A 26,853-nucleotide genomic window follows, 5' to 3' on the forward strand; every position below is an offset into this window, starting at 1 on the left:
CAACGTGCCGGTGCCGTGGGATGCCGCACGTCCCTATGAGGGCAACAACCGGGTGATCTACGAGGGCAAGATTTATCGGGCGCAACACTGGGTGAGCGCCAATGCGCGGCCCGGCGTGTCATCGGTGTGGGTATTGCAAGGTGAGCATACCTGCCCATGAGCGTACGGGTGACCAGCACACCGGCATACATCCAGCCATGCGCAGCATGCCCACCCTGCCTACGGGTATGCGTTGCGCTGGCCGGTGATGATGCAGGTGCCATGGACGGAGCTGGCGCATGCGCAAGGTTTGGAAGTGGGCACTGGGCCCAGCAGCCGGCTTTGTAGAGAGGGTTGAGGTGAGGGGCGAATAGTTGTCGGGAATATCTTCATGCAAGGACGCATGAGGCAAGGATGCACAGGGTTTCCTCTGCGCGCAGGGACGTCATGGCCCGGTGGGATTCGCCCCTCACTTCAACGCTTTCCCGCAGTCCGGGTTGCACGGGATGCCGCGCTCCATAAAACAGGGGCGGAGCCTGCACGGCCTGATTCAGGGCCGGTCATCCGCATCGTCCACGCGTGACGCGGACGATGGATGCCAGCGCGACTTGAACCTTTCCATGGCGAGCGGCACAAGCGACAGCAGCGCCAGTACGCCAAGTGGAGCGATGACGCTGGGATCAAAAATCAAGCCGAAGCCCACTTTTTGCCCATGGGCGAGCGCATGACTCAACCCGGCGCCCACGGAGGTTTCGAACACGAGCATGACCGTGCCACCTAACCAGGTGGCGCCAAGGAACAACCACAGCGAGCAGCGAAACCAGGCCAGCGCCATGGTGACCAGGCCGAACGGCGCCACCGGCACCAGCCGCAGAAACATGGTGTAGACCACGGGATGGCGTTCGAAGCCGTGATGCAGCTTGGCCGTGATGGCCGGCGGATGCTTGCTGCCGATGCCGAAGGCGTAGCGGCTGGCGAGGAACAAAATCAGCGAGCCGAGCGTGAGGCCAATGGAGGAATACATCGTGCCCTCCACCACACCGAACGCGAAACCGGCCGCGAGGATCAGCAGGATGGTGACCGGAACGCCCGTACACGTGGCCAGCACCAGCAGGCCGATGTAGCCCAGCCGGCTCAGCCAGGGGTGTTCGGCAAGGTGCTCATGCAACTGATTTTGATGTGCGACCAGTTGCTCGGGATGGATGCGATCGAACACACCCGACGCCAGCAGCACGATGCCCGCTGCGACCAGCAGCAACAGCGGCAGCGCGGCGCGCAGGCGGTTCAATAGCTTTCTCCGCGGGCGCCGTAGGCGGCGAGCACGGCGCGCGCTTCGTCGCGCAGGATATCGCATCGCACGGCGATGCCGCGGCGTTGCAGTTCGCCGACCCAGTCGGCAGGCAGCGGGCCTTCGTCGAATTGCGTCAGTGCTTCGACGTCTTCCCCGCGAGCGCCGATCAACAAGGTATCGACGCCGGCCCAGAAGGTGGCCCCGTAGCACTGGCAACAGGGCTGCGCGCTGGTGGCGAGGGTGTAGTGGCCACCCTGTTCGTTCAATCGATAGCTGGCCAGGCGCTGCTGCGCAGCCATGTAGGCGAGCATTTCGGCGTGGGCGACCGAGCAGCTTTGCGGGATGACGCGGTTTGCAGCAGCGGCGATCAGGCGCCCGTGCTCATCGAATACCGCAGCGCCGAACGGCCCACCCTGGCCGTGCTCGATATTGCGCCGTGACAGCTCGATCGCCAGCCCTACGCGTTCCTCGTCCGTGAGATAGCGCCCACTGGTGTCGGCGACGTCTTCGATCCATGGCGGCAGGGTAAGGTGGATCTGCAGCGGCAGCATCATGCGCTTTGCTTGGCCCAAGTGTCGCGCAGGGTAACGGCGCGGTTGAACACGGGGGATTCGGGGCGATGATCCAGGCGGTCGGCCACGAAGTAGCCGAGGCGTTCGAACTGGTGGTGCTGCTCGGGCGCGGCTTGCGCCGCGGCAGGTTCCAGCCAGCCGCGCACGATGCGCTTGGCGTCCGGATTGATGTGCTCGATCCAGCTCTTGCCGTCGCTTTCGTCGTCCGGCGTGGGCACGTTGAACAGGCGGTCGTACAGGCGGATTTCCGCGGCCACGCCATGCTTGGCGCTGACCCAGTGGATGGTGCCTTTCACTTTGCGCTCGGCGCCGGGCAGGCCGGAGCGCGATTCGGGATCGAGCGTGCAATGCACTTCGCTGATGCTGCCGTCGGCGGCCTTGACCACGTCCACGCATTTGACGATGCCCACGCCGCGCAGGCGCACTTCGCCATCGGGCTTGAGGCGATGGAAGCCCTTCGGCGGCACTTCGGCGAAATCCTCGCGCTCGATCCACACTTCACGTGCGAACGGCACCTGGCGCGTGCCGAAGCTTTCGTCCTTGGGGTGGTTGGAGAAGCTCAGCGATTCTTCGTGGCCTTCCGGCAGGTTGGTGATCACCAGCTTGAGCGGATCGATCACGGCCATGCGGCGCGGTGCGGTGGCGTCCAGGTCTTCGCGCACGCAATTCTCGAGGATGGCGTAGTCGATGACACTGTTCTGCTTGCTCACACCCAGGCGCTCGATCAGCAGGCGGATGCCGCCCGCGGTGAAGCCGCGCCGGCGCAGGCCGCGCAAGGTGTTCATGCGCGGGTCGTCCCAGCCGTCGACCAGGCCTTCGTTCACCAGCTGGGCCAGCTTGCGTTTGCTGGTGATCATGTAGCTCAGGTTGAGGCGGGAGAATTCGATCTGACGCGGCTTGGCCGGTTCGGTCTTGAAGCCGGCGTCGCGCATGTGCTGCCACAGTTCCGGATGGTTGGGCAGGTCCACCTTGTCCACGAACCAGTCATAGAGCGGGCGGTGATCTTCGAATTCCAGCGTGCACAGCGAGTGGGTGATGCCTTCCAACGCATCGGACAGGCAGTGCGCGTAGTCGTACATGGGGTAGATCGGCCAGGCGTCGCCGGTGTTCTGGTGGGTGACCTTGCGGATGCGGTAGATGGCCGGGTCGCGCAAGTTCATGTTGCCAGAGGCCATATCGATCTTGGCGCGCAGCGTCTTGCTGCCGTCGGCGAACTCGCCCGCGCGCATGCGGCGGAACAGGTCCAGGTTTTCCTCTACGCTGCGCTCGCGATGCGGCGAATTGCGGCCCGGCTCGGTGAGGGTGCCGCGGTACTCGCGCATCTCCTCGGCGGTGAGGTCATCGACGTAGGCGTGGCCGTCCTGGATCAGCTTGAGAGCGGCGCGGTAAAGCACCTCGAAATAGTCGGAGGCATGGCGCAGGTCGTGCCACTCATAGCCCAGCCAGCGTACGTCGTCCTTGATGCCCTCGACGAACTCCGGGTCTTCCTTGCCGGGGTTGGTGTCGTCCAGGCGCAGATTGCACCAGCCGGCGAACTCGCGGGCGATGCCGAAATCCAGGCAGATCGCCTTGGCATGGCCGATGTGCAGGTAGCCGTTGGGCTCGGGCGGAAAGCGCGTGCGGATGGCTGTGTGCTTGCCGGTGCCCAAGTCCTCGCGAATGATCTGGCGGATGAAATCGCGCGGCGCGTCGGTCTCGGGGGGTACGGCAGGCGTGGCGGCAGCGGACGAGGTGGACATCGGATCGGGAGTCACGTCGGGAACGGGAATTTCCAAGTTTAACCGGTTGAAGGGATTACGGAACTGCGCCGATGATTGCTCCCTCCCCTACGTGTAGTAAGGGAGGGTTGGGGTGGGGTGAAGCAACCTCGCAACGAAGTCCGACAGTGCGACAAGCTCAAACAACCCTACCTCGGCCCTCCCTTGTAAATAGGGGAGGGGCTTGAGCGCAACGTGACGACTATTCCCGCGCGGCAGCCATCGCCAGGTAACGTTGATGCAGGGCAGCCACCCTCGGCTCAAGCCCCGCTTCCGCTCCGCTGTTGTCGATCACGTCGTCCGCCAGCGCCAGGCGAGCGGTGCGGGAGGTCTGCGTAGCGAGGATGCGCACGGCCAGGTCTTCATTCATGCCATCCCGCCGCATCAGCCGCTGCAGCTGGGTCGGTTCGGGCGCATCGACCACCAGGATCCGATCCACCCAACGGTAATGCCCGATATTTTCAGCCAGCAAGGGAATGGCCAGCATCACATAGGGGCTCTTGTCGGCTTGCACTTGCTCCAGCATCCACTGGCGGATGCGTGGGTGCACGATCGCTTCCAGGGTCTTGCGCGCGGTAGGGTCGCTGAACACGCGCTCGCGCATGCGCGGACGATCCAGGCGGCCATGGGCATCGAGCACCTCGCGGCCGAACGCCTCGACGATCGCTGCCAGCCCATCGCTACCCGGCTCCACCACGAAACGGGAGGCCTGATCGGCGTCGTACACTGGCACGCCCAGCGCACGGAAACGCTGCTCCACCGCGCTCTTGCCGGATGCGATGCCGCCGGTGAGGGCTACCGTAAACGGCATGGCCTGCTCACCGCAGCCCGGTGAAACTCATGTAGGCATGCGCAAGCTGATCGCCCGCGACAAACCATACCCATCCCGCCGCGGCGAGGAACGGCCCGAACGGCATCGGCACCTCGCGCCCGTGCTTGCGCAAGGCGATCAATGCGCCGCCCACTAATGCGCCGATCAGTGAAGAAAGCAGCACCACTGGCAACAGCGACATCGGTCCCATCCATGCGCCCAGCGCGGCGAGCAGCTTGAAATCCCCAAAGCCCATGCCTTCCTTACCGGTCAGCAACTTGAACAGCCAGTACACGCTCCACAGGCTGAGGTAGCCGATGGCGGCGGCCAGGATCGAAGCCGAGGGCTGCACGAAAAGATGCGTCAGGCTGAGCAACAGGCCGGCCCAGAGCAGCGGCAAGGTGAGCTGGTCCGGCAGCAATTGCGTGCGGAAGTCGATGCCCGACGCCGCCACCAGCACCCAAGTAAAAAACAGGCCGGCGAGGCCAGCGGTGGTGGGACCAAACTTCCAGATGACGACAACGCTGAGTACACCGGTCAGCAGCTCGATAAGCGGGTATTGGATGGAAATCGGCGTTTTGCAGTAGCGGCATCGCCCGCGCAGCATGAGCCAGCCGAGCAGCGGGATGTTGTCATGCGCGGCCAACGGATGCTTGCACTGGGGACAGTGCGAACCTTCACGCACGATGCCCGGCGGCAGCGGTTCATCAGGCTGTTCCAGGCCGAGGATGTCACGCGCCTCGCGCCGCCAGAACGCTTCCAGCCGCACTGGCAGACGCAGGATCACGACGTTGAGGAAGCTGCCGACGATCAGGCCCAGCACGCTTGCGATAACGATCCAGACTGTCAGCGGGAAATCGGGCATGCGTGAACCGTAGGTATGAAAACGCGCCACATTATCGCCGCTTGGCGGCAATGATGTGGCGCGTGGGGTAGGGCGTGATTAGAACGTGCCGGCGAGTTTGAAGATGGGCAGGTAGAGCGCAATCACGATGCCGCCCACCACCGTACCCAGGATCACCATCATCAGCGGTTCGAGCAGGGAGGCCAGCGAATCGACCGCGTTGCTGACTTCTTCTTCGTAGAACTCGGCGCATTTGAACAACATGGAGTCCAGTGCGCCCGATTCTTCACCAATGGCGACCATCTGCACGACCATGTTCGGGAACAACCCGGTCTGCCGCATGGCGAGCTGCAGCTGGTGGCCCACGGCGATGTCGTCGCGCATCTGATGCACGGCATCAGAATAGACGACGCTGCCGGTTGCTCCCGCCACGGCGTCCATCGCTTCCACCAGCGGCACGCCGGCGCGGAACGTCACGCCAAGCGTACGGGAGAATCGCGCAATGGCCGATTGGCGAAGGATGTTGCCCATGACCGGGAGCTTGAGCGACAGGCGGTCCAGGAAGTGGGCGAATTTCACCGAGCGCTTCTTGGCCATGATGAGCGCGACGATGCCGCCGATAAGGCCGCCGAGCACGATGTACCAGTACTCCTGCATGAAGGCCGACATCGTTACGAGCAACTGCGTGGGGGCCGGCAGTTCGGCGCCGGCATCCTTGAAGGTCTTGGCGAACACTGGCACCACGAACAACAGCATGATCATGATCACTGCCACGGCCACCACCATCACCATGATGGGATAGAACAGCGCCTTCTTGATCTTGCCCTTGATGGCCTCGGTTTTTTCCTTGTAGGTGGCGACCGTATCCAGAATCGTGTCGAGCACACCGGCCGATTCGCCGGCGCGTACCAAGTTGCGATAAAGCTCGTCGAACTGCACCGGGTATTGGCCGAGCGCTTCGTGCAGCGTGGAACCGCCCTCGATGCTCTGCTTCACATCGACCAGCATGTTCTTGAAGCGCGGGTTCTTCTGGCCATCGGCAATGATGTCGAAGGACTGCACCATCGGCACGCCGGAGGCCATCATGGTGGCGATCTGACGGCTGAAAATCGCCACGTCGCGCGGCTTGACCGCGCTACCCGAGCCGCCAAACAGCGGCTTGGCGCGCTCCTTCACGGTCTGCGGGTTCATGCCTTGCCGGCGCAGCTCGGCCTTTACCAACGAGGCGTTCTTGGCGGGCATGGATCCGGTCATGCGCTTGCCACGCTTGTCCAGCGCCACCCATTCATAGGTGGGCATCTGGCTGACTTGGGCGCGCTGGACGGCTTGCTGTCGGGTGTTCTTGGTGGCGGCGGTAACCGTGGCCATGTCTCTAATCCCCCAATAATCGGACCCGGCGCCGGGATGCCAGCGCTACGGGCAAGACAATCACCAGCTTACGGTACTTTGGCGACCCATTTCGTGGCCGCCCGCGCAAGTCTGGTATGAAAACGGTCGCGATATGACGTCAGTCTTTGGTAACGCGATCGATTTCGGCAAGGCTGGTGACCCCCGCCTTGACCTTCAACAGCGCCGAGGCCCGCAGGTCGTTGACGCCGATCTTGCGGGCCACCTCGGCGATCTGCAGGGCGTTCCCGCCTTCCAGCACGATCTTCTGTATCTCCTCCACCATCGGCATCACCTGGTAGATGCCCACACGACCCTTGTAGCCTTCGTTGCAATCGGGACAACCCACGGCGTCGTAGATCGTCATGCCCTCGTCGATCTCCTGCTGGGTAAAGCCCGCAGCCAGCAAGGCCTGCGGCGGCAAGGTGATCGGCTTCTTGCAGCTATGCAGGCGTCGTGCCAAACGTTGGGCGATCACCAGCGTGACGGACGAAGTGATGCTATAGGGAGGAATGCCCATGTTCATCAGGCGGGAAATGGTCTGCGGTGCGTCGTTCGTATGCAGCGTTGAGAGCACCATGTGGCCGGTCTGGGCCGCCTTGATGGCGATTTCCGCCGTCTCCAGGTCGCGGATTTCGCCCACCATGATCACGTCCGGGTCCTGGCGCAGGAAGGAGCGCAGGGCCGCGGCAAAGGTCATGCCGCGCTTGACGTTCTGCTGCACCTGATTGATGCCTTCCACGCGGATTTCCACCGGATCTTCCACGGTGGAGATGTTGCGTTCCGCCGTGTTGAGGATGTTCAGCGCCGTGTAGAGCGAAACGGTCTTACCCGAACCGGTAGGGCCGGTGACCAGCACCATGCCGTAGGGCTTGTGGATGGCGTCCAGATAGAGTTTCTTCTGGGCATCCTCGTAGCCGAGCTTGTCGATACCCAACTTGGCCGAGGAACTGTCCAGGATACGCAGCACGATCTTCTCGCCGAACAGCGTAGGCAGGGTGCTCACGCGGAAGTCCATGGCGTGGCTCTTGGACAGGTTGAGCTTGATGCGGCCGTCCTGCGGCACGCGGCGCTCGGCGATGTCCAGGCCGGCCATCACTTTCAGGCGCGAGGAAATACGGTTGGCCAGCTTTTGCGGGGGGCTCGCGACGGCGCGCAACATGCCGTCCATACGCAGGCGTACGCGATACTGCGTTTCGAAGGGTTCGAAGTGGATGTCCGAAGCGCCGCGGCGGATGGCATCCACCAGGATCTTATTGACGAATTTCACGACGGGAGCATCGTCGCCACCTGTGGCATCGATGCCGCCCCCGCTGGATTCACCGTCCTCGTCCGCCGATTCAAGAACCAAATCTTCCAGGTCGCCGCCGCCGAGATCGGGCGCCACGTTGTTGAGCGTGCTGACCGCGGTATCGATGGCACGGCTGAGCTGCGCCCGCTCGACCAGGACGGGCTCCACCATGCAGTTGGAATGGAATTTGATCTCATCCAGCGCATGCAACTGCATGGGGTCGGCGATACCTACGAACAGCCGCTTGCCGCGCTTCATCAACGGCAGGGCCTGGTGCTTGGTCATCAGCTCCTGGCTGATCAGGCTGGTAGGCATGCTGGCCGGAGCCAGTGCTGACACATCAAAGATCGGCATGCCGAACTCGGCCGAGGCGATCTGGGTCAGACGGCTGTTGTCGACCAGATTCTGGTCCAGCAGCCAGCCGGTCAAGGTTTTCTTCTGCTGGCTCGACTCGGTGACGGCCTTGCGAACGTCGGCCTCCGGCAGCAAACCCTCGGAAACCAGCCGGCGAGCCAGTCCGGACAGGCCAAGTGCGCTGGGCTGCGGCTGCGATGACATGATAAAACCTACCTAAATCCCCTGATTGGGCTCGAATTTAGCGCACATTGGGGGTGGCGTGCTATCGACTGTTGCTGGTTTTGTTGCCGGGCTCTAGCGCCTACCATGGTGGCGGCACGAGCCCATAGGTGAGCGGTCGCCGCTCGGCTATCCTCATGGTGAAAATGCTTGGCGTGGGAAGAGCTTGGCAAAGCTATCTACCGTGTCACGCTATGATTCGCGGATTCACGGGAAACCCATCGCTTGAACACGCTCAGCATCATCCTTCCTGCAAAAAATGAGGCGGCCGCACTAAAGGAGCTACTGCCGCGCCTTCGTTTAGCGCAACCTTCTGCGGAAATCATAGTTGTGGATGATGGCTCTACAGACGATACGCGCACGATATGCGAGAAACATGGTGTTCAATGCTTAAGTTCCCCCTACTCCATGGGGAACGGAGCAGCCATCAAACGTGGAGCCCGAGCTGCGAAGGGCGATGTGCTTATCTTCATGGACGCTGATGGTCAGCATGATCCGGACGATGTAGCGCGAATGCTGGAAAAGATTGAATGCGGACACGACATGGCAGTTGGCGCGCGTAATTGGGGGAGTCAGGCAGGTGTCGGACGTGGACTGGCCAATACGTTTTACAACTGGTTGGCTACGCGCATGACTGGTCATTTTGTAGCAGATCTTACTTCTGGCTTCCGTGCGGTTAAAGCCAATCAGTTTCGAGAGTTTTTGCATTTACTTCCGAATGGGTTTTCATACCCTACAACGATAACAATGGCGTTTTTTCGTAGTGCATACCCCGTTGTCTATGTTCCTATTAAAGCTGCCCAGCGCATAGGAAAAAGTCATATTCGACCCCTGCGCGACGGTATGCGATTCCTGTTGATCATTTTCAAAATCGCCACGCTGTATTCACCACTCAAACTATTCGTTCCGGCCAGTGCTGTCTTTTTCCTTTTGGGATCCATGAACTACGCCTGGACGTTTACCCACTATGGCAGGCTGACCAACATGAGCACCCTCATGTGGAGCGCTTCGGTCATCGTATTCCTGATTGGGCTGGTGTCGGAGCAAATCACGTCACTTATGTATCGAAGGGACGGCTAAAAGATGCATCCGACTGACGTCAATTTCGTTGATGCTGTGCAACTCAATATTCCTTCCGAGGTTTGATCGTGCGGCTTGGCTGGAATCTAATTGCCGCACTTGGCAATTCGGGGACAAGTGCACTGATCAACGTGCTGGCCACGCCTTTCTATTTGCATTTCCTTGGTACCGAAGCGTATGGCTTGATTGGGTTCTACACGACGCTGACGACTTTGCTCGCGATGTTGGATTTGGGGCTTGCTCCCACGATGAGCCGCGAGGTTGCAAGGCAGATCGAGTTGGGGAATACAAGAAGCGTCGCGCCGCTATTGTCTACCTTAGAGCGTATCTATGTGGTCGTGGCTGTTGGTATTGCCCTACTGTTTTTGATCGGAGCGAATTGGATTGCTCGTTATTGGCTGCAGACGAACCATCTTTCGCCTGTCGAGGTAACGCGCGCCGTTATGATTATGGGATTGGTGGTAGCTTCACGCTGGCCGCTGACGCTGTACAGCGGTACCCTACTTGGTGCCCAGCGGCTAATTTTGCTCATCAAGGCGAATGTAACTATGGTGGCGGTGGGCGCCCTGGGAGCTATTGCTCTGCTCCGTTGGGTTTCGCCTACGATCAATGCCTTTTTTTTATGGCAAGCAGCCGTAGGGTTTATCTATACGACCGTGACGCGACGGCTTGCATGGAGTGTCGTGGAACGCAAAGGCGGCTTCCGATTTGAAGCATCGGAGTTGAGGCGGATTTGGCGTTTTTCAGTGGGCCTGGGTACACACACCATGACTGGGGCCTTGCTGATGCAGGCCGATAAGCTCGTGCTTAGCAAACTGGTGCCACTAAGTGTTTATGGCCGTTACGCAATAGCAAGTCTGCTCGCCGGCGGCCTTTATCTCTTGGTCATGCCAACCTACAATGTTTTGTCCCCAAGATTCTCGGCGCTTGTTGCTGCCGGCGAAGATGCTCGGCTTCTTAATCTTTATCGGCTTTCGACTCGCCTGCTTGCCACACTCGTCTTTCCTGTAGCTATGGTCGTGGCGCTATATGCCCAACCATTGGTGCGAGTATGGACGCATAACGCGGATCTTGCCGCACAAGTGGCGCCGGTTTTGACGTTGCTGATCATAGGATCGGCGTTTCATGGTGTTATGTTTATGCCATATGCGCTGCAGTTGGCGTACGGCAATGCTAAGCTTCCGCTGCTAATCAATAGCTTGTTGCTGGCTTTATATTTTCCGCTGATTATTGTGCTGGCCTTGCGTTATGCGGAACTCGGGGCGGCCACGGCGTGGCTGATACTTCATATTTTCTATCTGGTTCTGTGTACGTGGCTAACTCATCGCTATTACCTTAAGCAGCATGCATGGCGGTGGATATTTAAGGATGTAAGTATTCCTGCAGTTTCAGCTTTGTCAGTTGGGGTGACGTTTCTTTATTTCTTCGGCCATTCTGCGTTGGCAGGAGCGACATTGCCCATGATGGTATTAGGCATATGTGCTAGTGGTGTGGGAGCAGTGGCAATTTCTCTAGCTCTTTCTCCGCTGCTTCGGTCGGTGCTGTTCAGCCATTTCCGCGCCGCCAGCTCTCTTTGATCGAGTCAGATATTCATGAAAGTATTCAAGCGCCAAGATCCTGTAGTTTGCGCGGTCGTGGTGACATTTCATCCTGATTCAGAGACATTGACCGAGCTGCTGCTTGCGCTTTTGCCTCAGGTCACAAGTATTGCCATCGTCGATAATAGTCCTGCCTCCAATACAACCGTTGAACAGCTACTGCATGAGCTTCTTCCGACTGAGCAGATTACCCTGATCAGGTTGCATGAGAATCTCGGAGTTGCCAAAGGTCTAAATGTTGGCATCGAGTGGGCGCGTAGCCAAAAGGCAAAATTCGTGTTGCTAAGCGACCAGGATAGCTTGCCGGCTGCTGACATGGTGGATGGGCTACTCGATAGCTATCAGCGAGTTACGCTGCATAGTCCAAAGGTTGCCGCTATTGGTCCTCTATTCACCGACATCCATACGGGTATTGTCTTCCCGTTCCAGGTCGATATTCCTCATAAATTTTTTTATGGGCATCGTCGGCCAAGCGCAGAGCAACCGGAGGTAGAAGCACTGACCCTGATAACGTCGGGCACACTCGTACCATTATCGATTTTTGATGAAGTTGGTCTCATGCGTGAGGAATTCTTCATAGATAAAGTGGATATAGAGTGGTGCCTGCGAGCCAAAGCGAAGGGGTTTGTTCTTTACGGAACGGAACGAGCAAAAATGTACCAACGCTTGGGCGAACGTCAGCTTCGTGTGTGGTATTTGTATTGGCGCAATATGAGTGTTTACAGCCCTACACGAGTTTATTATCAGGTCCGAAATTTCTTCGGGCTATGCCGACTTCCGTATATTTCGGCGCGATGGAAGCTCAGGCATGCATGGTTTACTTTCGGGGCCGCGTATAGTCAGATTGTCTTCGGTGATCAACGTCTTGAGACGGCAAAAATGACTTTGCGAGGGGTGTGGCACGGCGTGCGTGGGCGCATGGGAGCGCTGGGACGCTGAGTATTATGTCAGTGTTGGCTTACCGTGGCGTAGTAGAAGCACAAGCTTCTGGGGAAGCCAAGTGGTCTGGGAAAAAAAGGCATTCCAATGTATCTGCCTTTGTTTCATCAATCGCTGTCGCCATTTGAGCGCATCCAATCGGTGGCGCCATAACGCAGCAGGAATGCCTCCATAGATTCTTCTAATCTTCGCCACTCCACTGCCGGTAAGCAAAAGAAATATAGCTTCGAGCAAAAGAAGCAGCGCATGCAGCGGCAACATGGTGATAAGAAAAAAGGTGGGATAGCACATCAGGAGCACAAAAATTTTGTTGCGCTCACTAAATGCACGGCGGCGTACCGTTGTATTGAGTCGTTTGTCAATGACCTTCCCTCCGCCCAGGTTCCGACCAATCCAATGATCGAAACCGGGCGCTTTGAGAATCTTGACTCCGTAGCCCAGCAAACGCGCAGCGACACAAAAGAAAATGTCCTCTGCAATGGACTCGAACCACGGTGGAAATCCGCCCACCTTATTCCATACCTCCATTGGTATCCAAAGGCATGCTCCCGTGGCGACGGCTGCTTCGTGCGTTTCGACAGTAGAGATGGGAGCCGGATTCAAGAAAGGATCAGTGCGATAACCGCGATCGACCAGGCTTCCGTCAACCAATGTGTATTGGGGGAGGCCGAGCACGTCCGAAGCATGCCCTGCATTGGCGTATGCAAGCAGTGTTTCCAGACTTCCAGGTCGCAATCTCGCATCATTGTTCAGGAGCAGAATAAAGCGCCCGTTGGCCGCCTGTACCATGCGATTGTTGCTGATGCAAAATCCTACGTTAGTGTCGCTGGTTAACAGGTTCGTGTTAGGGAAGGCGCTTCTTATTTTGGCGAAGGAATCATCAATGGAAGCATCGTCATGAACAATGACCTCCAGAGAAAAATTACCTTGCTGCAGGTAAACAGATTTCAAGCAATCAAGTACGTATTCGCCACCATTATAATTGGCGATGCATACGCTGATATCGATAGGGGGCGGTACTGTACTCATGTTTCGGCATCTGATCCCGCGGCGAGCGCTTTTAAGCAAGGTATCAGGCGTTCGGCAATAACATGCGTAGAAAGCTGCTTGTCGTAGAGCTTTCTACCATTTTCGCCGATTTCGGCGAGGGCATGTTGATGTTCGAACGCCCATCGAATTGCATCAGCGAGCGCCTGCGGATTGTGCTGCTCAACGAGTAGGCAATTGTTTCTGTCAATAAAGCCGATATCGGCCTCGCCACGACCTACGACGGTAGCGCGGGAGGCGGCCAAGCATTGTGCTGTCTTGGTTGTTATCACCCGGCGTCCCTGTGTGGTGCCGCCAAAAGGCCCACCTAAACAAAGGCTCGCGGCCGGAATATCCTTGCTCAACAGCTCTTCAAATGGCACCCAAGGTCGATGCCTGTATCGTTTGACATCGGCAGCCGCGCAAGCAGTGTGTAATTGTTTGGCCTTACCCCCACCGATAAACTCGAAATGGATCGGTAGGTCTCGGAGTTGGGAAGCTGCCTGAACAATAACTGCGACGCCATGAAGAGGAAGAAACGACCCAAAAAATAGCACCGTGAAGGATTCTGCCCGCAAGGGTAGCGCAAGCGGTCGCTGTTCCAAATCTGGAGCGCTTACCGGCAGCGCGCAAAGTTTGCTTGATGGCAAGCCGAATGTTCGCTGGTAGTACGCAATATGTGCTGCAGTATCCGTAAGCACCATATCGGCGCGACGCAATATGCTCCGTTCCAACCAGAAGACCAACGGAGCTAATAGGTATCCAAGCCAGCCCAATTTACGTTCTTCGTAGAGCGCAGCGTAGGGGGACATCAATGCGTCGAAGATAATGGGCTTTCCTTTCATGCTGAACAGAAATGGCCAAAATATCTCGTGAGCTCTGAAACCGAAGAGATAAAGATCTGGATCGACGGTGCGACGCAGCTTACGTAGTGCGCGCCACGTCTCAATGTACCGTCGCCAGTTAGCGTTTTGGTTGTGAGCGATCGACAGGGCAAAGTCCGGAGCTAGCTCAAGCGCGCGGACGATACCCGCGTTGCGTGGAAATGAGCGATCGCGATAAGCAACGATATGTATCACCCGAAAAAAGGGAGGACGTGTGCAGCCGTTGCCTGGTTGGTCTATTGGTCTCATCCCTACCCATCTATATGGCGTTGAGGGCATACATAGGTACGATCATTTGCCAGACATCCGGCGAGGTATTCCATGGTGCCAGGAGGCAGCATGAGTTTTTGCTGAGGTGTTATATGCGATAGCTCTTCACGTGCCTCATCAAATTGTCCCATGGCAATCAGAAGTTTTATCAGCGTCACCTTGTAAACGGGTTCGCCAGGAGTTGCTGTCACTGCACGCTTGAAGTAAGCGACTGCCTCAGGTGCATCATTAAGTACGTTTAGGGTGTAGTCCCCGGCTTCAGAAAGGAGGCGTCCGTTAGGGTTGGGGTGGCTCAACGCTGCTGCGATGGCTACACGCATTTTGTCCGAAGGCAAATCGCACCCTCCGTCGCGCGCGCAAGTAATCAATGCACCCAATGCGCTCTCATCTTGTACTGTAGTTTTTCGGCTTTGCAACTTTTCGATCATGCTCTGCCACCATGCATCCTTGAGCGGGAGATGCATGCGCGCGTTCATGAAGATCAAAGCTTGCTCTGGGAGGATCGATGAGTCACGTAATGTGGCTGCACGCTCCAGGGGGGCGTAGGCCTTCTGTGTGAACGGCGAATTTCGATCGTAATGCGAGTAGATAATATAGGTGCGTCCGAGTTCGTATTGCGCGCGAGGTGAGTCGGGGGCTCGTGCAGCCAATTCTTCAGACAACCGTAAAGGATTTCCCCAAGCTGCGGCGGTCGTCCATGTCATGCCGCACCACAGAAGCGTCAGGCCTACAAGCATGGTCCAGCGAGCTAGTGGCAAGCTTGCCCCGGGATCAGCTATCAAAAAAGGAAACAAAGCGAGCAGCAAACCGTAACTGGCAAAATAGTTCCGGTGTTCGTATACCAACTCAAGCGGTAGGACAGTGCCTGTCAGGAGATGGCAGCTCAGATAGAAACCAAGGCCGAGTGCCAACAGAGGCTGGCAGTGGCGCAAGGTCACCATGGCTGCACTCAGCATCACGAGGATAAGAAGGCACGGGAGTGTGGTCCAAGGGGCCAGTAAGCTTTGTGAGACGTCGAAATCGTCGTGGTAGAACGAAAGAGCATGGGGTGTGGGTGCGTACGTCCAAAGGATATAATCGACTAGAACGCGTGCCTCACTCAGCAAACGAGTGCCGAGCGTGAAATCGCGTGTAGCCCACGCTGCGTGGTTAAGGAAGCTCGGGGCTAGCCACGCAAGTCCCATAGTCATGGGTACAGCCAATACCAATACGAATAAGACCACGATACGACGATCAAGCGGGCTTTTCGAGGATTCAAAATTAGCGAAGTGTGGGTCGCGAAATCCGAATAGTATCCATTCGATAATCAGGGCATACAGCGGAAGCATGACAGCTGTTTCCTTGGCAAGCACTCCTATTGCCGTGCACGAAACGAGGCTTGCAGTACTGATGGCAAGTCCGCGCCATCCATCAAGCTGTCGGCCCACAAGATAGCCGATAAGACCAAGCAATACAAAGACGTTGGCTAGGCTTTCCATGCGCTGTACTACATAGAGCACAGCAGTGAGGTTGATCGGAAGTATCAACCAGGCAAACATTATGAATAGCGATAGCGTTGTTGCTCGTTGTTGACTCACTCTCAGTTTTGGCGAAGCCAGCAACATGGACGTCAGCCAAAAGACCAATAGGCCATTCACGAGATGGATGACCAGATTGGTCACCTTCATCCAGAACGGATCGAGGCCTGCCGCTAGATAATTGAGCGCAAAGCTTAGGGACGAAATCGGTCGTTTAAGATCGCTAGAGGGAGAGGATAGGGATGCACGAACTAACGAGCCAAATGTTGCGTCGGCAGGTTGTACGCCTTTGTTATCGACGATGTTGGGATAGTCATCGAAGAGAAAGCCGCCATGCAGTCCCGGCCAATACAGGCTTGCGGAGATGGCGCACATCAGAACGATTGCTGCCGCGACAAGATATGGACGCATGAATGACATCAGCATAAGGGTGAGAGTCAAGGACTAGCATGCCGTGCCACCGCATCAGCAAGCAATTGGTCGTGCAGGTGCTTCAGCTCTCCCGGCCAATAATTTTGGTAAGCAAGTACCCAGGCATGAAAATGGGGCATGCCGGGGTCAGCCACCACGGCCTTATTAGAGACGCTTATATAATAGTCGAGCATGTTCAAACCAAGTCTCGGATGACCGTTGGAACCCAATGTTGCCGCGGCTCTCAAGGCAAGGTCGGGTCGCACCTGGATGTCGAGTGCATGTTTGAAGTTCTTAAGTGCAAGCAAGGCTTGTCTCTGAGCCAGCTCTACCTGTGCTTGAACAAAGGTAAAGTCCTGCTCTGTACCGGGTGCCTGCAGGGCAGGGTTAGCCAAGCCTGCTTCAGTGATGCGTCGCACGTCGTCAAGGCCTAGCCCGAGGCATTTGCCCGAGTTTGCCAGACTCAGCGCATGATCCAGCCAAGCGGCATATACACTTCCGCGCAATGTGGCGTTGCGCACGGTATACGTAGCATCCGCGATTACCTGCGCAGATACGGTGCCGGTACCACAGTGGGCGTCAATAAGCGTAAATGCGAGTTGCGGATCAGCGGGATAATCGGCAATAGCGCGCTCAAGCCGGTTGACCGCTGACAGGTAAAGACCTTTACTCATTTCAACCATCGCGGCATAGGCTTGTGCGCGAGGAGACTTTGGGTTGATGCGAGCCCAGAGCAAGGCTTGAGTATCCGAATGCCCCCACTCATTGGCGCGGAGATAAGTCATCCAGGCCAAGCCTAATGGTAAGCTTATCAACAAGATAAGCTTTACGCCTGCAAGGGTTCGGCTATCTGCCAACCACCAGGCCAGTGGCCAAAACATCAACAGCGCGGGAAGATAGTTGCGATGTTCATAATAGAGCTCCAGGGGGATACTGGTTGACTCCAATAGCTGGCCCGAAAAAAAGAAAAAAACGGCTAGGGCGAGCACGGGTTGTCGCCGACGAAGTAGTGCCGCAGCGCATAGCAGTAACAGCAAAGTTGTCAGCGCTAGTAACGTAGCAAGAGGGTGTAACAGCGAGGTCGAGGCGACGTATTGATCGTTGAACAGGCCGTTGGACCAGGGACGCGGCAACCAGAGCAACTGTAAATAATCCATCAACACGCGTGGCTCTGAAAGAAGACGCTGTGCCAGAGTCCAGCTTCTTCCGCTGATTACATTGCCTGCGATGACGCCGCGTGCGCCTGTCCAAAGCAGATAGCCGGCAAGTAATCCGCTTGGCACACCAGCGAAAAGCAGGAGCAACCTACGATATGCAGTTGGCGCCTTCGGCTTGTCGGAGAAAGGATGTTCTGGAAAGCAGGCTTCAATGCTTAGGGCAAGCAAAGGTAGCAATACTCCATTCGCCTTGGCTAAAGCTCCCAAAAAAGTAAATGCCACCAAGCCAATAAGACACCATGCAATGCCGCGAGGTTTATGGCCACCTTGAAGCCAAAGCTGCCTTCCATGTAGCCACGCTAGTAGTCCAGCCAATGTGCACGTTGCTGCAAGCATTGCCTCTCGCTGCACAATATAGAGCGTCGTTGATACTAGCAGTGGATGCAGCGCCCACAGTGCTGCACCAACTAACGCAGCCTTGCGAGGCCGGCTCTTATCCTGGCCCGCAAGATGGCCCAATGCTAATAGCAATCTCCAAAGCAGTGCGCTATTAAGCAAATGGATGAGCAGGTTAGTTCGCTTGAAAGGAAGTGGCGAGGCAGGCCAATCCCGGGCATCTAGCAGGAAGGTAAGCAAGGCCAGGGGACGCCCCGTAGGATCCGCATGTCCTGAGGTGATGTAGCGACAAAAGGAGGCCCAATCATGTACTGGCCCAAGCGCTCCCAATGCGTCCAGATTTCCGAAGTCATCGAATAGGAATTCGCCATGCAGCCCTGGCCAATAGCAGATGATGCAAAGAAGCATCAGGCTTGCAAGCGCAGTAATGGTGGCGGATTTCTTGAACAGCTGATTCACGTGAACCCCAAAAACAAAGGGCCGCATGGCGGCCCTTTGTCGACATATCCAATTCCCGATCTATAGCAGATCGGCAAAAATCAGATTAATGGCAGGAAGACGGCAGATACTTCGGATCGACGTCACTCTTCGTGCAGGTCCAGGCAATCGAGCCGTTGCTAGGGACTGCTGACAGGATGAACTTTTTGCCGTGGATGGCGGTGTTGGACGTGGTGCTATTGAAGACCGCCGTAATCTGTCCGGTAGTCGTACCAACGTCGGTGCTGGAAACGTACTTGCCGGAGACGCTGGCAGCAGTGGCAATACCAGCCGAGACATTCTGGCCGGGGAATTTGCCTGTGTTGGCATAAAACTCAGCCATGGGCGTCTTCAGGCCATCGGCCAGAACGGCACCTTCGGAGACCTGGGCGCGGATCAGATAGTTCTGGTAGGCCGGGATGGCGATGGCCGCCAGGATCGCGATGATCGCGACCACGATCATCAGTTCGATCAGGGTGAAGCCTTGCTGGATTTTCTTCATGGTGGATCCTCTAGTGTGGTCAGCTAACCGTTTATTTCTTGAGCCCTAGCCCCGAATCCCCCTAGGCAGGACCGGTACCCCATACATCGGTCAGGTTCCGACCAGAGACTCGTGAACGTTCAAGCAGCTTATATGCCATTAAATGCTTGTTCCAGAGGCTTGTTCAATCCTGCCTGTCAGATTGTGGCGGCGGTCACGCAGACTTGTCCCGGGTCGCGCACCAAGTGTCATGAGCTGCGGCGCATTCCTGTGATCAGCGGCATGGGGTATGACGCATTGCGTCCAATGTTGACGCAATCTGTCGGTGCGGCGAGCCATCAGCGGCATGAGCTCGGCAGGTACATGCTGCTTAGACTGGTGGATTTGCATATCCATTGAATGCTGCCTGTTCCCAGGGTGGGTGAAAGCAGCAGCGTGCCGTTTTGAATGGCAGTATTGGTGCGAGGCCGGTTATAACTAACCTGGATCACTCCACTCGATACGTTCACGGACGACACATAGCTACCCGCAATGGAAGTAGAGGATGCCAAGCCGGCGGAGATGTTGCTCGGTGGATAGGTGCCGGTGTTGGCGACGTAGTCCCAGACGGCAGCCTTAGCTCCGGACGCCAAGCTAATACCTTCCGATACTTGGGCTCGTATGAGGTAATTTTGATAAGCAGGTACCGCTATGGCTGCAAGAATGGCGATGATCGCGACCACGATCATCAACTCTATAAGTGTAAAACCTCGTTCGACTGCCGGGCGGCCCATGACGTTTCCCCTGTTAGGATGCAAAGCACAAAGCACAGCCCGTACCAGCAAAAGCCATGGTTGCCGCATCTGTGATCGAGTTGGCTAATTATCGAGTTTTGTTATGGTGGGGCGCCGATAGCGCTTTAACCAGAGGCAAGCCTGCGATGCCCCAATTGCTGCTAACAAAACTTCCACGCCTCTGAATGGAATGGCGTACCGCGGTTCGGCTTGCAATACCGAGTAAATCAGCGTTATGTAAAGCACCATAAGTGCCATTGCTGTCATTATTCCATTAGCGTCAGTCTTGCGCTGCAGCGAGGTTAGGCAGCCCCAGGCTGCGAATAACATCAAAAAAGGATTGAAAGCGTGGCATATAGCCGCCAAAGCTCGTAATAAAGGGTTGTAACTGAAAGGCGAATTCAGGGTCGGGTAGATATAGATATCGCCTTGTCCGATTTGAATGTCCCAACCCCATAGGCGCATAGGCTTGCTTAAATACCATAAGAAGTATCGCCCGGGAGCTTGTTGAAAACGCTTCACCATTGCCTTTGCGCCAGAAGCAGGACGCTCTCGGAGCAGGTTTGCTTCTTCCAGAATTTGCTCTTGCATGCGCTTGGCTGCAGGATCACCCCCAACGTAAGCGCGCCAGCTTGAATGATATTCCGGCCATGATCCTTGTACGAAATTGACTAGGGCTCTTCCTCCTGACGTCTCGTTGGTTGCTGGAAGCTGCATATTGCGTACTTGCCACGCGGCGGGCAACAGCAGCCCGGCTGCTGCGAACGCCAGAGCAGATCTTCGATCCAAATATCGCAGCCGATGGAGCCCTGCGGCAAGCAGGAGTGCGAAAGGAATGAGTGCGGCATTCGTCAGTGCAGCTGCGCCAAAACTTAGCCCGCATAAGATTGGCCACAGATATCCTTTCCGGTCTAGAGCGAGGCTCAACAAGAAAAGCGATAGTGAGCACAAAAAGGCGAAGAGGGTTTCGCTTAACAGATAGATACAGGCCGTTACACTATGGGGCCATATAGCCATAAGCAGCCCTGCGCCTAAGAGCCAATGCTCCGGCAGATGGTGGCGTAAGGCGGAAAGCAGCAATGGAATTGTGAGAGCACCAAGCAATGCTTGAGTCGCCAATATGGCCAAATACCATTTTTCCCCGACATTGCCAAAAAGAAAAAGCCAACCTGCAAGGAAGCACGGGTAGCCCGGATCTCTGTAGCTGTCACCCACCACAACCGGGTTGTTGGGTGGAGCGATAGAGAACACTTGCCGGTGGACCATATTCCAGGCGGCAGTTACATATTGTATCGCGTCACCTCTGATGGGGTGGTCCACTATGGCACTGAAAGCAAAATAGGCGCGCAGTAGAAGCGCAAACAATGTGACGAAGAGAAGAACTGCTCTCCAATGTCGGGACATGCGCTGTGCGGTTGCCTGGAAAGGTGGTGCTTTAAGTTTTTTTGATGCTTCCATGGTGAGCCGGATAAGATGGGGCTGAACAGTGATCTGATGATCATGGTGCACGCGAGACAACAGCCCACTTGCCGCGCAATGTGGCGTCAGGCGCCACATTGCGATTGTCCTGGGATGCTCGGCGCAAATTATCGTAGAAATAGGCTTTCGGCAACGAGACCCAATAAGCTATTGACGTTACGGCGATTGATTACCCGAAATTCGATTAGGGAGAAAATATGAAGACTTTGTTCGCGGTGTTCTTCTCAGTGTTGCCGGCTATGTCGATATCGGCGAGTACATTGTCCCACGACACATCCATGGAGGATCACTCACCGCATGTTTTCAGCATCAATGACCTGGTGATGATGGATCGCGTCAGCGACCCGCAACTATCGCCTGATGGCCATCAAGTTGCCTACAACGTCCGTAGTACCGATTACGTCGCCAACAAGGGCATCAGTGCCATTTATGTGCAGGATCTAGGCGATTCCGGCAGCAAGCCCGTCAAGGCAGTCGAGGGATCGTCCCCGCGTTGGTCGCCGGATAGCCACCACCTTTATTACGTCGCCCCGGTCGATGGCGTGGCCCAGCTATGGCGTCTGGATTTTCCTGTCGGTAAGCATGGCACTGCGTTGACGGCTTCGACGACGCCCGTGCAGGTCAGCCACGGTTCGCTGGATGTCGACGCGTACAAACTTTCGCCCGATGGCAAGAGTGTTCTGTTCTCTTACGCGGTGTTTACCGATTGCAACGATCTGGTCTGCACCAAGGAGCGGCTGGACGGCCGTGCCAAAGACAAGTCGACCGGTACGGTTTATCAAAAACTGTTTGTGCGTCACTGGAATACATGGGCGGACGGTCGGCGCAGTCAGCTTTACATGGCGCGCTTCAACGCGGATGGCAGCCTGCCGGCGGAGCCGACCCCACTGAGCAGGGGCATTGATGGCGACGTGCCCAGCAAACCCTTCGGCGATGATAGTGAGTTCGCATTCTCGCCTGACGGCAACACCGTGTATTTCAGCGTACGCGTCGCGGGTAATAGCGAGCCGTGGTCGACCAATTTCGATATTTATAAGGTGCCGGCGGATGGTAGTGCTACACCGCAGGACCTTACGGAAGGCAACAAGGCGTGGGATGCCTACCCCGTGCCTTCGCTGGATGGCAAGACGCTTTACTACCTTGCCATGAAAACGCCTGGTTTCGAGGCCGATCGTTTCGCAATCATGGCGCTCGACCTCGCAACCGGCGCAACTCATGAAGTAGATCCTTCCTGGGATCGCTCGGCCGGTGGGATGCAGATAAGTGCGGACGGCAAAACCCTATTGGTCACGGCGGATGATGAGGGCGAGCATCCGCTGTTTGCCGTTGATGCTAGTACAGGCAAGGTTCGGAAGGTGATCGGCAATGGCGCGGTAAGTGCCTATTCTGTGGCTGGCAAGCGCATTCTGCTGGCGCGTGACGACCTCAAGCGTCCATCCGATCTGTACACGGCCAATGTTGAAGGCAAGGATTTAAAGCAGGTTACGCACTTCAATGCGGAGCGCCTGAAGAACGCCAAGATGGGTGACGCCGAGTTCTTCACTTTCAAAGGTTGGAACAACGAAACCGTGCAGGGTTACGTGGTGAAGCCGGTGGATTACAAGGCCGGCCACAAATATCCGGTCGCTTTTATCATCCATGGCGGCCCGCAGGGAGCCATGAACAACGATTGGAGCTATCGCTGGAATCCTCAGACGTACGCGGGCCAGGGCTTCGCCGTCGTTACCATCAATTTTCATGGGTCCACCGGCTATGGGCAGGCTTTCACCGATTCCATTTCGGGCGACTGGGGTGGCAAGCCGTTGGAAGATCTGAAGCTCGGGTGGCAGGCGGCGCTGGATAAATATCATTTCCTGGATGGCGATCGCGCTTGCGCCCTGGGGGCCAGTTACGGTGGCTACATGACCTACTGGATTGCAGGTGTATGGAACAAACCGTGGAAATGCCTGGTGGATCATGACGGCGTATTCGATGCACGGATGATGTATTACGCGACGGAAGAGCTGTGGTTCGAAGAGCGTGAAAACGGCGGTGCCCAATTCGATGTGCCTGAGAACTACGAGAAATTCAATCCTGTCAATCATGTGAAGGATTGGCGTGTGCCGATGCTGGTCGTTCATTCCGGTAACGACTTCCGTATCCCTATCACGCAAGGTCTGGGGGCGTTCACTGCGCTACAGCGTCAAGGTATCCCCAGTGAATTCCTGACCTTCCCGGATGAGAATCATTGGGTGTTGAAGCCACAGAACAGTGTGCAGTGGCATGAGACGGTCAATGCGTGGTTGAAGAAGTGGACGGCGCAGGATGCATCGTCTGGCAAACCGTAATTTCATATTGCTTGGTGTTGAGCGGGAGTCCATAGTTGTAAGCTAAAAGCAAAATGGATTCCCGCTTTCGCGGGAATGACGGCCGCGCGGGGGCGAGTCATTTGCCACTAAAACCATTTAGCGCGCTTCAGCCATACATAAATGGTGCCTACCACGCACGCCACAATCCCCATGATTGCCGGATATGCCCACGGCTGACTAAGCTCCGGCATATGCGTGAAGTTCATCCCATACCAGCTCGTGATCAACGTGGGAGCGGCGAGCATCGCCGCCCAACCAGCCAGCTTTTTCATCACCTCGTTCTGGCCGAAGGTGACCAGGGCGAGGTTGACGTTGATGGCGGCGGTCAGCATCTCGCGCATGGCGCTGACCGATTCGTTGACGCGGAAGACATGGTCGTAGACGTCGCGGAAGTAGACGCGCAAATCGTCGGGGATGAGTTCGGGGTGGAGGCGGACGAGCTGGTTGATGACGTCTTGCATGGGGGCGGCGGCCAGGCGCAGGGTCATCAGGTCGCGCTGCATGTCGTAGAGTCGACGGACGGTGTCGCGGTTGAGGGTGTCGGCGAAGATGTCTTGTTCCAGTTCCTGCAGTTCTTCACGGAATTCGCGCACGATCGGCAGCAGGTTGTCGACGATGAAGTCGAGGACGCCGTAGAGGCCGTAGCTGGGGCCTAGCGCAAGCAGTTCGGGTGTTTTCTCGCAGGAGCGGCGTGCGGGTTTGTAGGAGAGCGAAGCACCGTGGCGGACGGTGATGAGGTAGCGCTTGCCCAGGAAGATGTGCGTTTCGCCGAAGGCGATGTGGCCGCTGATCAGTTGTGCGGTTTGCACCACGATGACGAGCGAATCGCCGTAGGTTTCCACTTTGGTGCGCTGGTGGGCTTGCTGGGCGTCCTCGACGGCCAGGTCGTGCAGGCAGAATTCTTCCTGCAGTTTCACCAGTAAGGAGTCATCGGGTTCGTGCAGGCCTACCCAGACGAAGGTGTCGGGTTCTTTCAGTATTTCGCTGATGTCGTCGATGGTGATGTCGCGCAAACGCGTACCGTTGGTGCGGTAGGCGACGCAATTGACGACCATGCCTGGGTCTGGCGGGTTTTGAGCGGAGGCAGTGATATCGGTCATGAGGCATGGTCCTGCGCGATGTGCATGCGAGCAGCGTCTCGCGAAAGCGTCCCCGCTTTCACGGGGATGGCGGCTATCGGTTACGTACGGTTTGGCGTAGCGACCATGCCAGCGCCAGCCAGCATGGCAGGGCAAAAAGTATCCATGGCTGGTTCTGCTGCACGACACCCGGCAGCAGGTGCAAGCCTACGGCAATTAACAGGCCAATCAGTTGAATGAGTAAAGCAGACGTGGCGAGGCGTGACACACCGATGTTGTTGCGTGCTTGCCATGGCGCGCGCAGCAGCGCAAACGCAAGCGGATTGAACAGCAGCAGGTTGGCGTTGGCCCATGCGGAGTGATGCGTGGTGAGGGTCCAGAGCATCAGCATGACGAGGCCGACCAGGCCTGCGGCCAGCAGAAACAGCGTGCTGAGCAGTGCATAGGCGAGGCGTGCGTAGCGCCAAGTGACAACGATAAGCGCCGCGAAGACCAGGCCGGCAATGCCGAGCGGAAGGCGCAGGTCGGGTGGGATGGCGGGCGGGGCATCAAGGCGGTTGGGTGAGAGCAGGGTTTCGTTTTGTACGAGTGGTTGCGTGCCGCCGTGGCCGTCGGGAACGGCAACGTTGCGCAGGTTCTTTTGCAGTTCTTCCGGCAGGAAGCTTTCCTGCCATGCGTTGAGCGACTGGTCGGCGTAGGGGCCCAGGCCGAGATCGAGGATCAGCATCAGCCAGGGTTGTGCGCTCATCAGGCGCACGGTTTGCTGGCGGTAGGTCATGCCGCCGGGCAGTTTGCTGAGTCGTGCCTTGATGACGCCGCCGAGTGCACGGTCGAGTGCGTCGCGCACGCGCGTGGTGCAGTTGTCGATGTAGTAGTCGTAGTTGTAGGTGGCGTTTTCGGGGCGCAGGTTCCACAGCAGGAAGTCGCGCAGCGCGGCGGCCTGTTGCGGTGTGAGCGCAAGGCGTTGCTGGGTGACGGAGCGGCCGGCTTGGGCGTAGAAGTTCTGTTCGTCGGTGGTGGGTTCGGCATCGATCAGGTAGTGCATCTGGCCGCGCGCGAAGTTGAAGAAGAAGTTCTTCTCGTCGAAGTTGAAGACGCCGTAGTTGAAGTCGACTTCTTCGCCGCTGGCGGAGTCGCGCAGTTCGATGGCGTCGTGGCCGAAGCGTTCCCAGTAGATGTCGCCGGGGCCGTAGGTGATCAGCGAGATTTCCAGTTTTTCGCCGGGGGCGTCGGTGATGCCTGCGTGGGCGGGGAGGATCGCGCAGCAGAGCAGGGCGAGGGCGATGAGGAAGAGGCGGCCGGCCTTGGGCATGGAATGGGCGGTCTTTGGCGGGGACGCGTTAGGGTAGCGGATGTGTGTGGCGGGGACGGTAGGTTTGGGTGCGAGCCCCAACATCGCGATCGATACGAACATGGCAATGTTGGGGTTCGCACCCCAACCTACGCGAAATATCTCGCGAGGGTGGCCCCTCACCCCAGCCCTCTCCCCGGAGGGGAGAGGGAGCAAAGCTGCTAGCGGCGCACGACGCGGAACTGCTGTACGCGCCGGTCGTCGGCCTGGGTTACCTGGAACTCGAAGTTGCCGATGGCGATCTTTTCGCCCACTTCCGGCAGGTGGCCGAATTCGGCGGTGGCCATGCCGCCGACGGTGTCGAATTCTTCGTCGGAGAAGGTGGCGTCCACTTCCTCGTTGAAGTCGGCGATGGGGGTGAGGGCGTCGACGATCCATTCGCCTTCGGCCTGGGCGCGCACCAGGTTGGGTTCTTCCTCGTCGTCGTGCTCGTCGTCGATTTCGCCGACGATTTCTTCCAGCACGTCCTCGATGGTGACCAGGCCGGCGACGCCGCCGTATTCGTCCACCACCAGCGCCATGTGGTTGCGGCTGCGCCGGAACTCGGCCAGCAACACGTTCAGGCGCATCGATTCGGGAATCAGCACGGCCGGGCGCAGGATGGTGCGCAGGTCGAAATCGTGGCCGTTGCCGAAGTACTTGAGCAGATCCTTGGCCAGCAGGATGCCGAGGATGTCGTCCTTGTCTTCACCGTGCACGGGGAAGCGCGAGTGACCGGACTCCACCACGGCGGCAAGTATGTCGGGTAGCGGCGAGTCCACGTCGATCATCACGATCTGCACGCGCGGCACCATCACATCGTCGACGTTGAGCTCGGTGACTCTGAGCGCGCCTTCCAGCATGGGAAGGGTGTCGGCGCCAAGCAGGCCGTTGGCCTGGGCGGTCCGCAACTCGTCGATCAGTTCCTCGCGGTTGCGCGGTTCGCCGGAAAACAGATGGCCCAGTCGATCCCACCACTTTCGGTGAGCCGGGCCGCTGGTACTGCCAGGGTCCTCGTTCATTACTCTTGCAAAGACAGCCCAAACCGGGCGGGAAAATGAGTCTAGCGGAAAAGGCTTTGCTGTTCAGAGACAAAGGGGT

General features: G+C 57.4%; 21 protein-coding genes. 4 read left to right on the forward strand and 17 right to left on the reverse strand.

Annotated features, from left to right (window positions below; genetic code table 11):
• Positions 1-529: 529 nt before the first annotated feature.
• The 7 genes from ACTHNE_RS00455 to pilB all read right to left on the reverse strand — a co-directional run bounded on the left by ACTHNE_RS00455 (position 530) and on the right by pilB (position 8,489).
• Positions 530-1,267, reverse strand: a complete 738-nt coding sequence (locus ACTHNE_RS00455; RefSeq protein WP_324947604.1) for a TVP38/TMEM64 family protein — start codon at positions 1,265-1,267, stop codon at positions 530-532.
• Complete coding sequence (locus ACTHNE_RS00460; protein WP_324947629.1) at positions 1,264-1,821, reverse strand: nucleoside deaminase; 558 nt, start codon at positions 1,819-1,821, stop codon at positions 1,264-1,266. The genes ACTHNE_RS00455 and ACTHNE_RS00460 overlap by 4 nt, the downstream gene beginning before the upstream one ends.
• Positions 1,821-3,581, reverse strand: a complete 1,761-nt coding sequence (locus ACTHNE_RS00465) for a glutamine--tRNA ligase/YqeY domain fusion protein (protein WP_440268278.1) — start codon at positions 3,579-3,581, stop codon at positions 1,821-1,823. The genes ACTHNE_RS00460 and ACTHNE_RS00465 overlap by 1 nt, the downstream gene beginning before the upstream one ends.
• Positions 3,582-3,801: 220 nt before the next feature.
• On the reverse strand, positions 3,802-4,410 hold the full coding sequence (gene coaE, locus ACTHNE_RS00470) for a dephospho-CoA kinase (RefSeq protein WP_440268279.1): 609 nt from the start codon (positions 4,408-4,410) through the stop codon (positions 3,802-3,804).
• A 7-nt stretch (positions 4,411-4,417) separates the two neighbouring features.
• Positions 4,418-5,275 (reverse strand): prepilin peptidase, encoded by an 858-nt coding sequence (locus ACTHNE_RS00475; protein WP_440268280.1) that lies wholly within the window; start codon positions 5,273-5,275, stop codon positions 4,418-4,420.
• A gap of 78 nt (positions 5,276-5,353) precedes the next feature.
• Positions 5,354-6,622: a type II secretion system F family protein gene (locus tag ACTHNE_RS00480; protein WP_440268281.1), complete on the reverse strand. Its 1,269-nt coding sequence runs from the start codon at positions 6,620-6,622 to the stop codon at positions 5,354-5,356.
• Positions 6,623-6,761: 139 nt separating this feature from the next.
• The gene (pilB, locus tag ACTHNE_RS00485) at positions 6,762-8,489 is read right to left on the reverse strand and encodes a type IV-A pilus assembly ATPase PilB (protein WP_440268283.1); all 1,728 of its coding nucleotides are present in this window, start codon (positions 8,487-8,489) and stop codon (positions 6,762-6,764) included.
• Positions 8,490-8,732: 243 nt separating this feature from the next.
• On the opposite strand from pilB, the gene ACTHNE_RS00490 reads away from it, so the two are divergent.
• The 3 genes from ACTHNE_RS00490 to ACTHNE_RS00500 all read left to right on the forward strand — a co-directional run bounded on the left by ACTHNE_RS00490 (position 8,733) and on the right by ACTHNE_RS00500 (position 12,124).
• The gene (locus tag ACTHNE_RS00490) at positions 8,733-9,587 is read left to right on the forward strand and encodes a glycosyltransferase family 2 protein (RefSeq protein ID WP_440268284.1); all 855 of its coding nucleotides are present in this window, start codon (positions 8,733-8,735) and stop codon (positions 9,585-9,587) included.
• A gap of 68 nt (positions 9,588-9,655) precedes the next feature.
• Positions 9,656-11,164, forward strand: coding sequence for a lipopolysaccharide biosynthesis protein (locus ACTHNE_RS00495; protein ID WP_440268297.1), 1,509 nt, complete (start codon positions 9,656-9,658; stop codon positions 11,162-11,164).
• Between the two features lie 15 nt (positions 11,165-11,179).
• The gene (locus tag ACTHNE_RS00500; protein WP_440268285.1) at positions 11,180-12,124 is read left to right on the forward strand and encodes a glycosyltransferase family 2 protein; all 945 of its coding nucleotides are present in this window, start codon (positions 11,180-11,182) and stop codon (positions 12,122-12,124) included.
• Between the two features lie 3 nt (positions 12,125-12,127).
• On the opposite strand, the gene ACTHNE_RS00505 is transcribed toward ACTHNE_RS00500, so the two are convergent.
• From ACTHNE_RS00505 to ACTHNE_RS00535, 7 genes are all read right to left on the reverse strand, one after another.
• Positions 12,128-13,153, reverse strand: coding sequence for a glycosyltransferase family 2 protein (locus ACTHNE_RS00505; protein ID WP_440268286.1), 1,026 nt, complete (start codon positions 13,151-13,153; stop codon positions 12,128-12,130).
• A complete protein-coding gene (locus ACTHNE_RS00510; RefSeq protein WP_440268287.1) occupies positions 13,150-14,229 on the reverse strand; it encodes a glycosyltransferase in 1,080 nt (359 codons plus the stop codon). Before ACTHNE_RS00510 ends, ACTHNE_RS00505 begins: the two co-directional genes overlap by 4 nt.
• Before the next feature lie 56 nt (positions 14,230-14,285).
• Complete coding sequence (locus ACTHNE_RS00515) at positions 14,286-16,247, reverse strand: tetratricopeptide repeat protein (protein ID WP_440268288.1); 1,962 nt, start codon at positions 16,245-16,247, stop codon at positions 14,286-14,288.
• 11 nt (positions 16,248-16,258) lie between these two features.
• Positions 16,259-18,244: a tetratricopeptide repeat protein gene (locus ACTHNE_RS00520; protein WP_440268289.1), complete on the reverse strand. Its 1,986-nt coding sequence runs from the start codon at positions 18,242-18,244 to the stop codon at positions 16,259-16,261.
• Positions 18,245-18,329: 85 nt separating this feature from the next.
• Positions 18,330-18,764 carry a pilin gene (locus tag ACTHNE_RS00525; RefSeq protein ID WP_440268290.1) on the reverse strand — a complete coding sequence of 145 codons (435 nt, stop codon included), beginning with the start codon at positions 18,762-18,764 and terminating at the stop codon, positions 18,330-18,332.
• Positions 18,765-19,081: 317 nt separating this feature from the next.
• On the reverse strand, positions 19,082-19,516 hold the full coding sequence (locus ACTHNE_RS00530) for a pilin (protein WP_440268291.1): 435 nt from the start codon (positions 19,514-19,516) through the stop codon (positions 19,082-19,084).
• Positions 19,517-19,600: 84 nt separating this feature from the next.
• Positions 19,601-21,073 carry a hypothetical protein gene (locus ACTHNE_RS00535; protein ID WP_440268292.1) on the reverse strand — a complete coding sequence of 491 codons (1,473 nt, stop codon included), beginning with the start codon at positions 21,071-21,073 and terminating at the stop codon, positions 19,601-19,603.
• Positions 21,074-21,192: 119 nt separating this feature from the next.
• On the opposite strand from ACTHNE_RS00535, the gene ACTHNE_RS00540 reads away from it, so the two are divergent.
• Positions 21,193-23,322 carry a prolyl oligopeptidase family serine peptidase gene (locus tag ACTHNE_RS00540; protein ID WP_440268293.1) on the forward strand — a complete coding sequence of 710 codons (2,130 nt, stop codon included), beginning with the start codon at positions 21,193-21,195 and terminating at the stop codon, positions 23,320-23,322.
• 107 nt (positions 23,323-23,429) lie between these two features.
• Here ACTHNE_RS00540 and corA read toward each other — a convergent pair whose 3' ends face one another.
• The 3 genes from corA to ACTHNE_RS00555 all read right to left on the reverse strand — a co-directional run bounded on the left by corA (position 23,430) and on the right by ACTHNE_RS00555 (position 26,774).
• Positions 23,430-24,443, reverse strand: coding sequence for a magnesium/cobalt transporter CorA (gene corA, locus ACTHNE_RS00545; RefSeq protein ID WP_440268294.1), 1,014 nt, complete (start codon positions 24,441-24,443; stop codon positions 23,430-23,432).
• Between the two features lie 73 nt (positions 24,444-24,516).
• Entirely contained in the window at positions 24,517-25,734 is a 1,218-nt protein-coding gene (locus ACTHNE_RS00550; RefSeq protein ID WP_440268295.1) for a lipoprotein N-acyltransferase Lnb domain-containing protein, read from the reverse strand.
• A gap of 200 nt (positions 25,735-25,934) precedes the next feature.
• The gene (locus tag ACTHNE_RS00555; RefSeq protein ID WP_440268296.1) at positions 25,935-26,774 is read right to left on the reverse strand and encodes an HlyC/CorC family transporter; all 840 of its coding nucleotides are present in this window, start codon (positions 26,772-26,774) and stop codon (positions 25,935-25,937) included.
• Positions 26,775-26,853: the final 79 nt, after the last annotated feature.

The organism is Dyella sp., assembly GCF_051954575.1.
Classification (GTDB): Bacteria; Pseudomonadota; Gammaproteobacteria; order Xanthomonadales; family Rhodanobacteraceae; genus Dyella_B.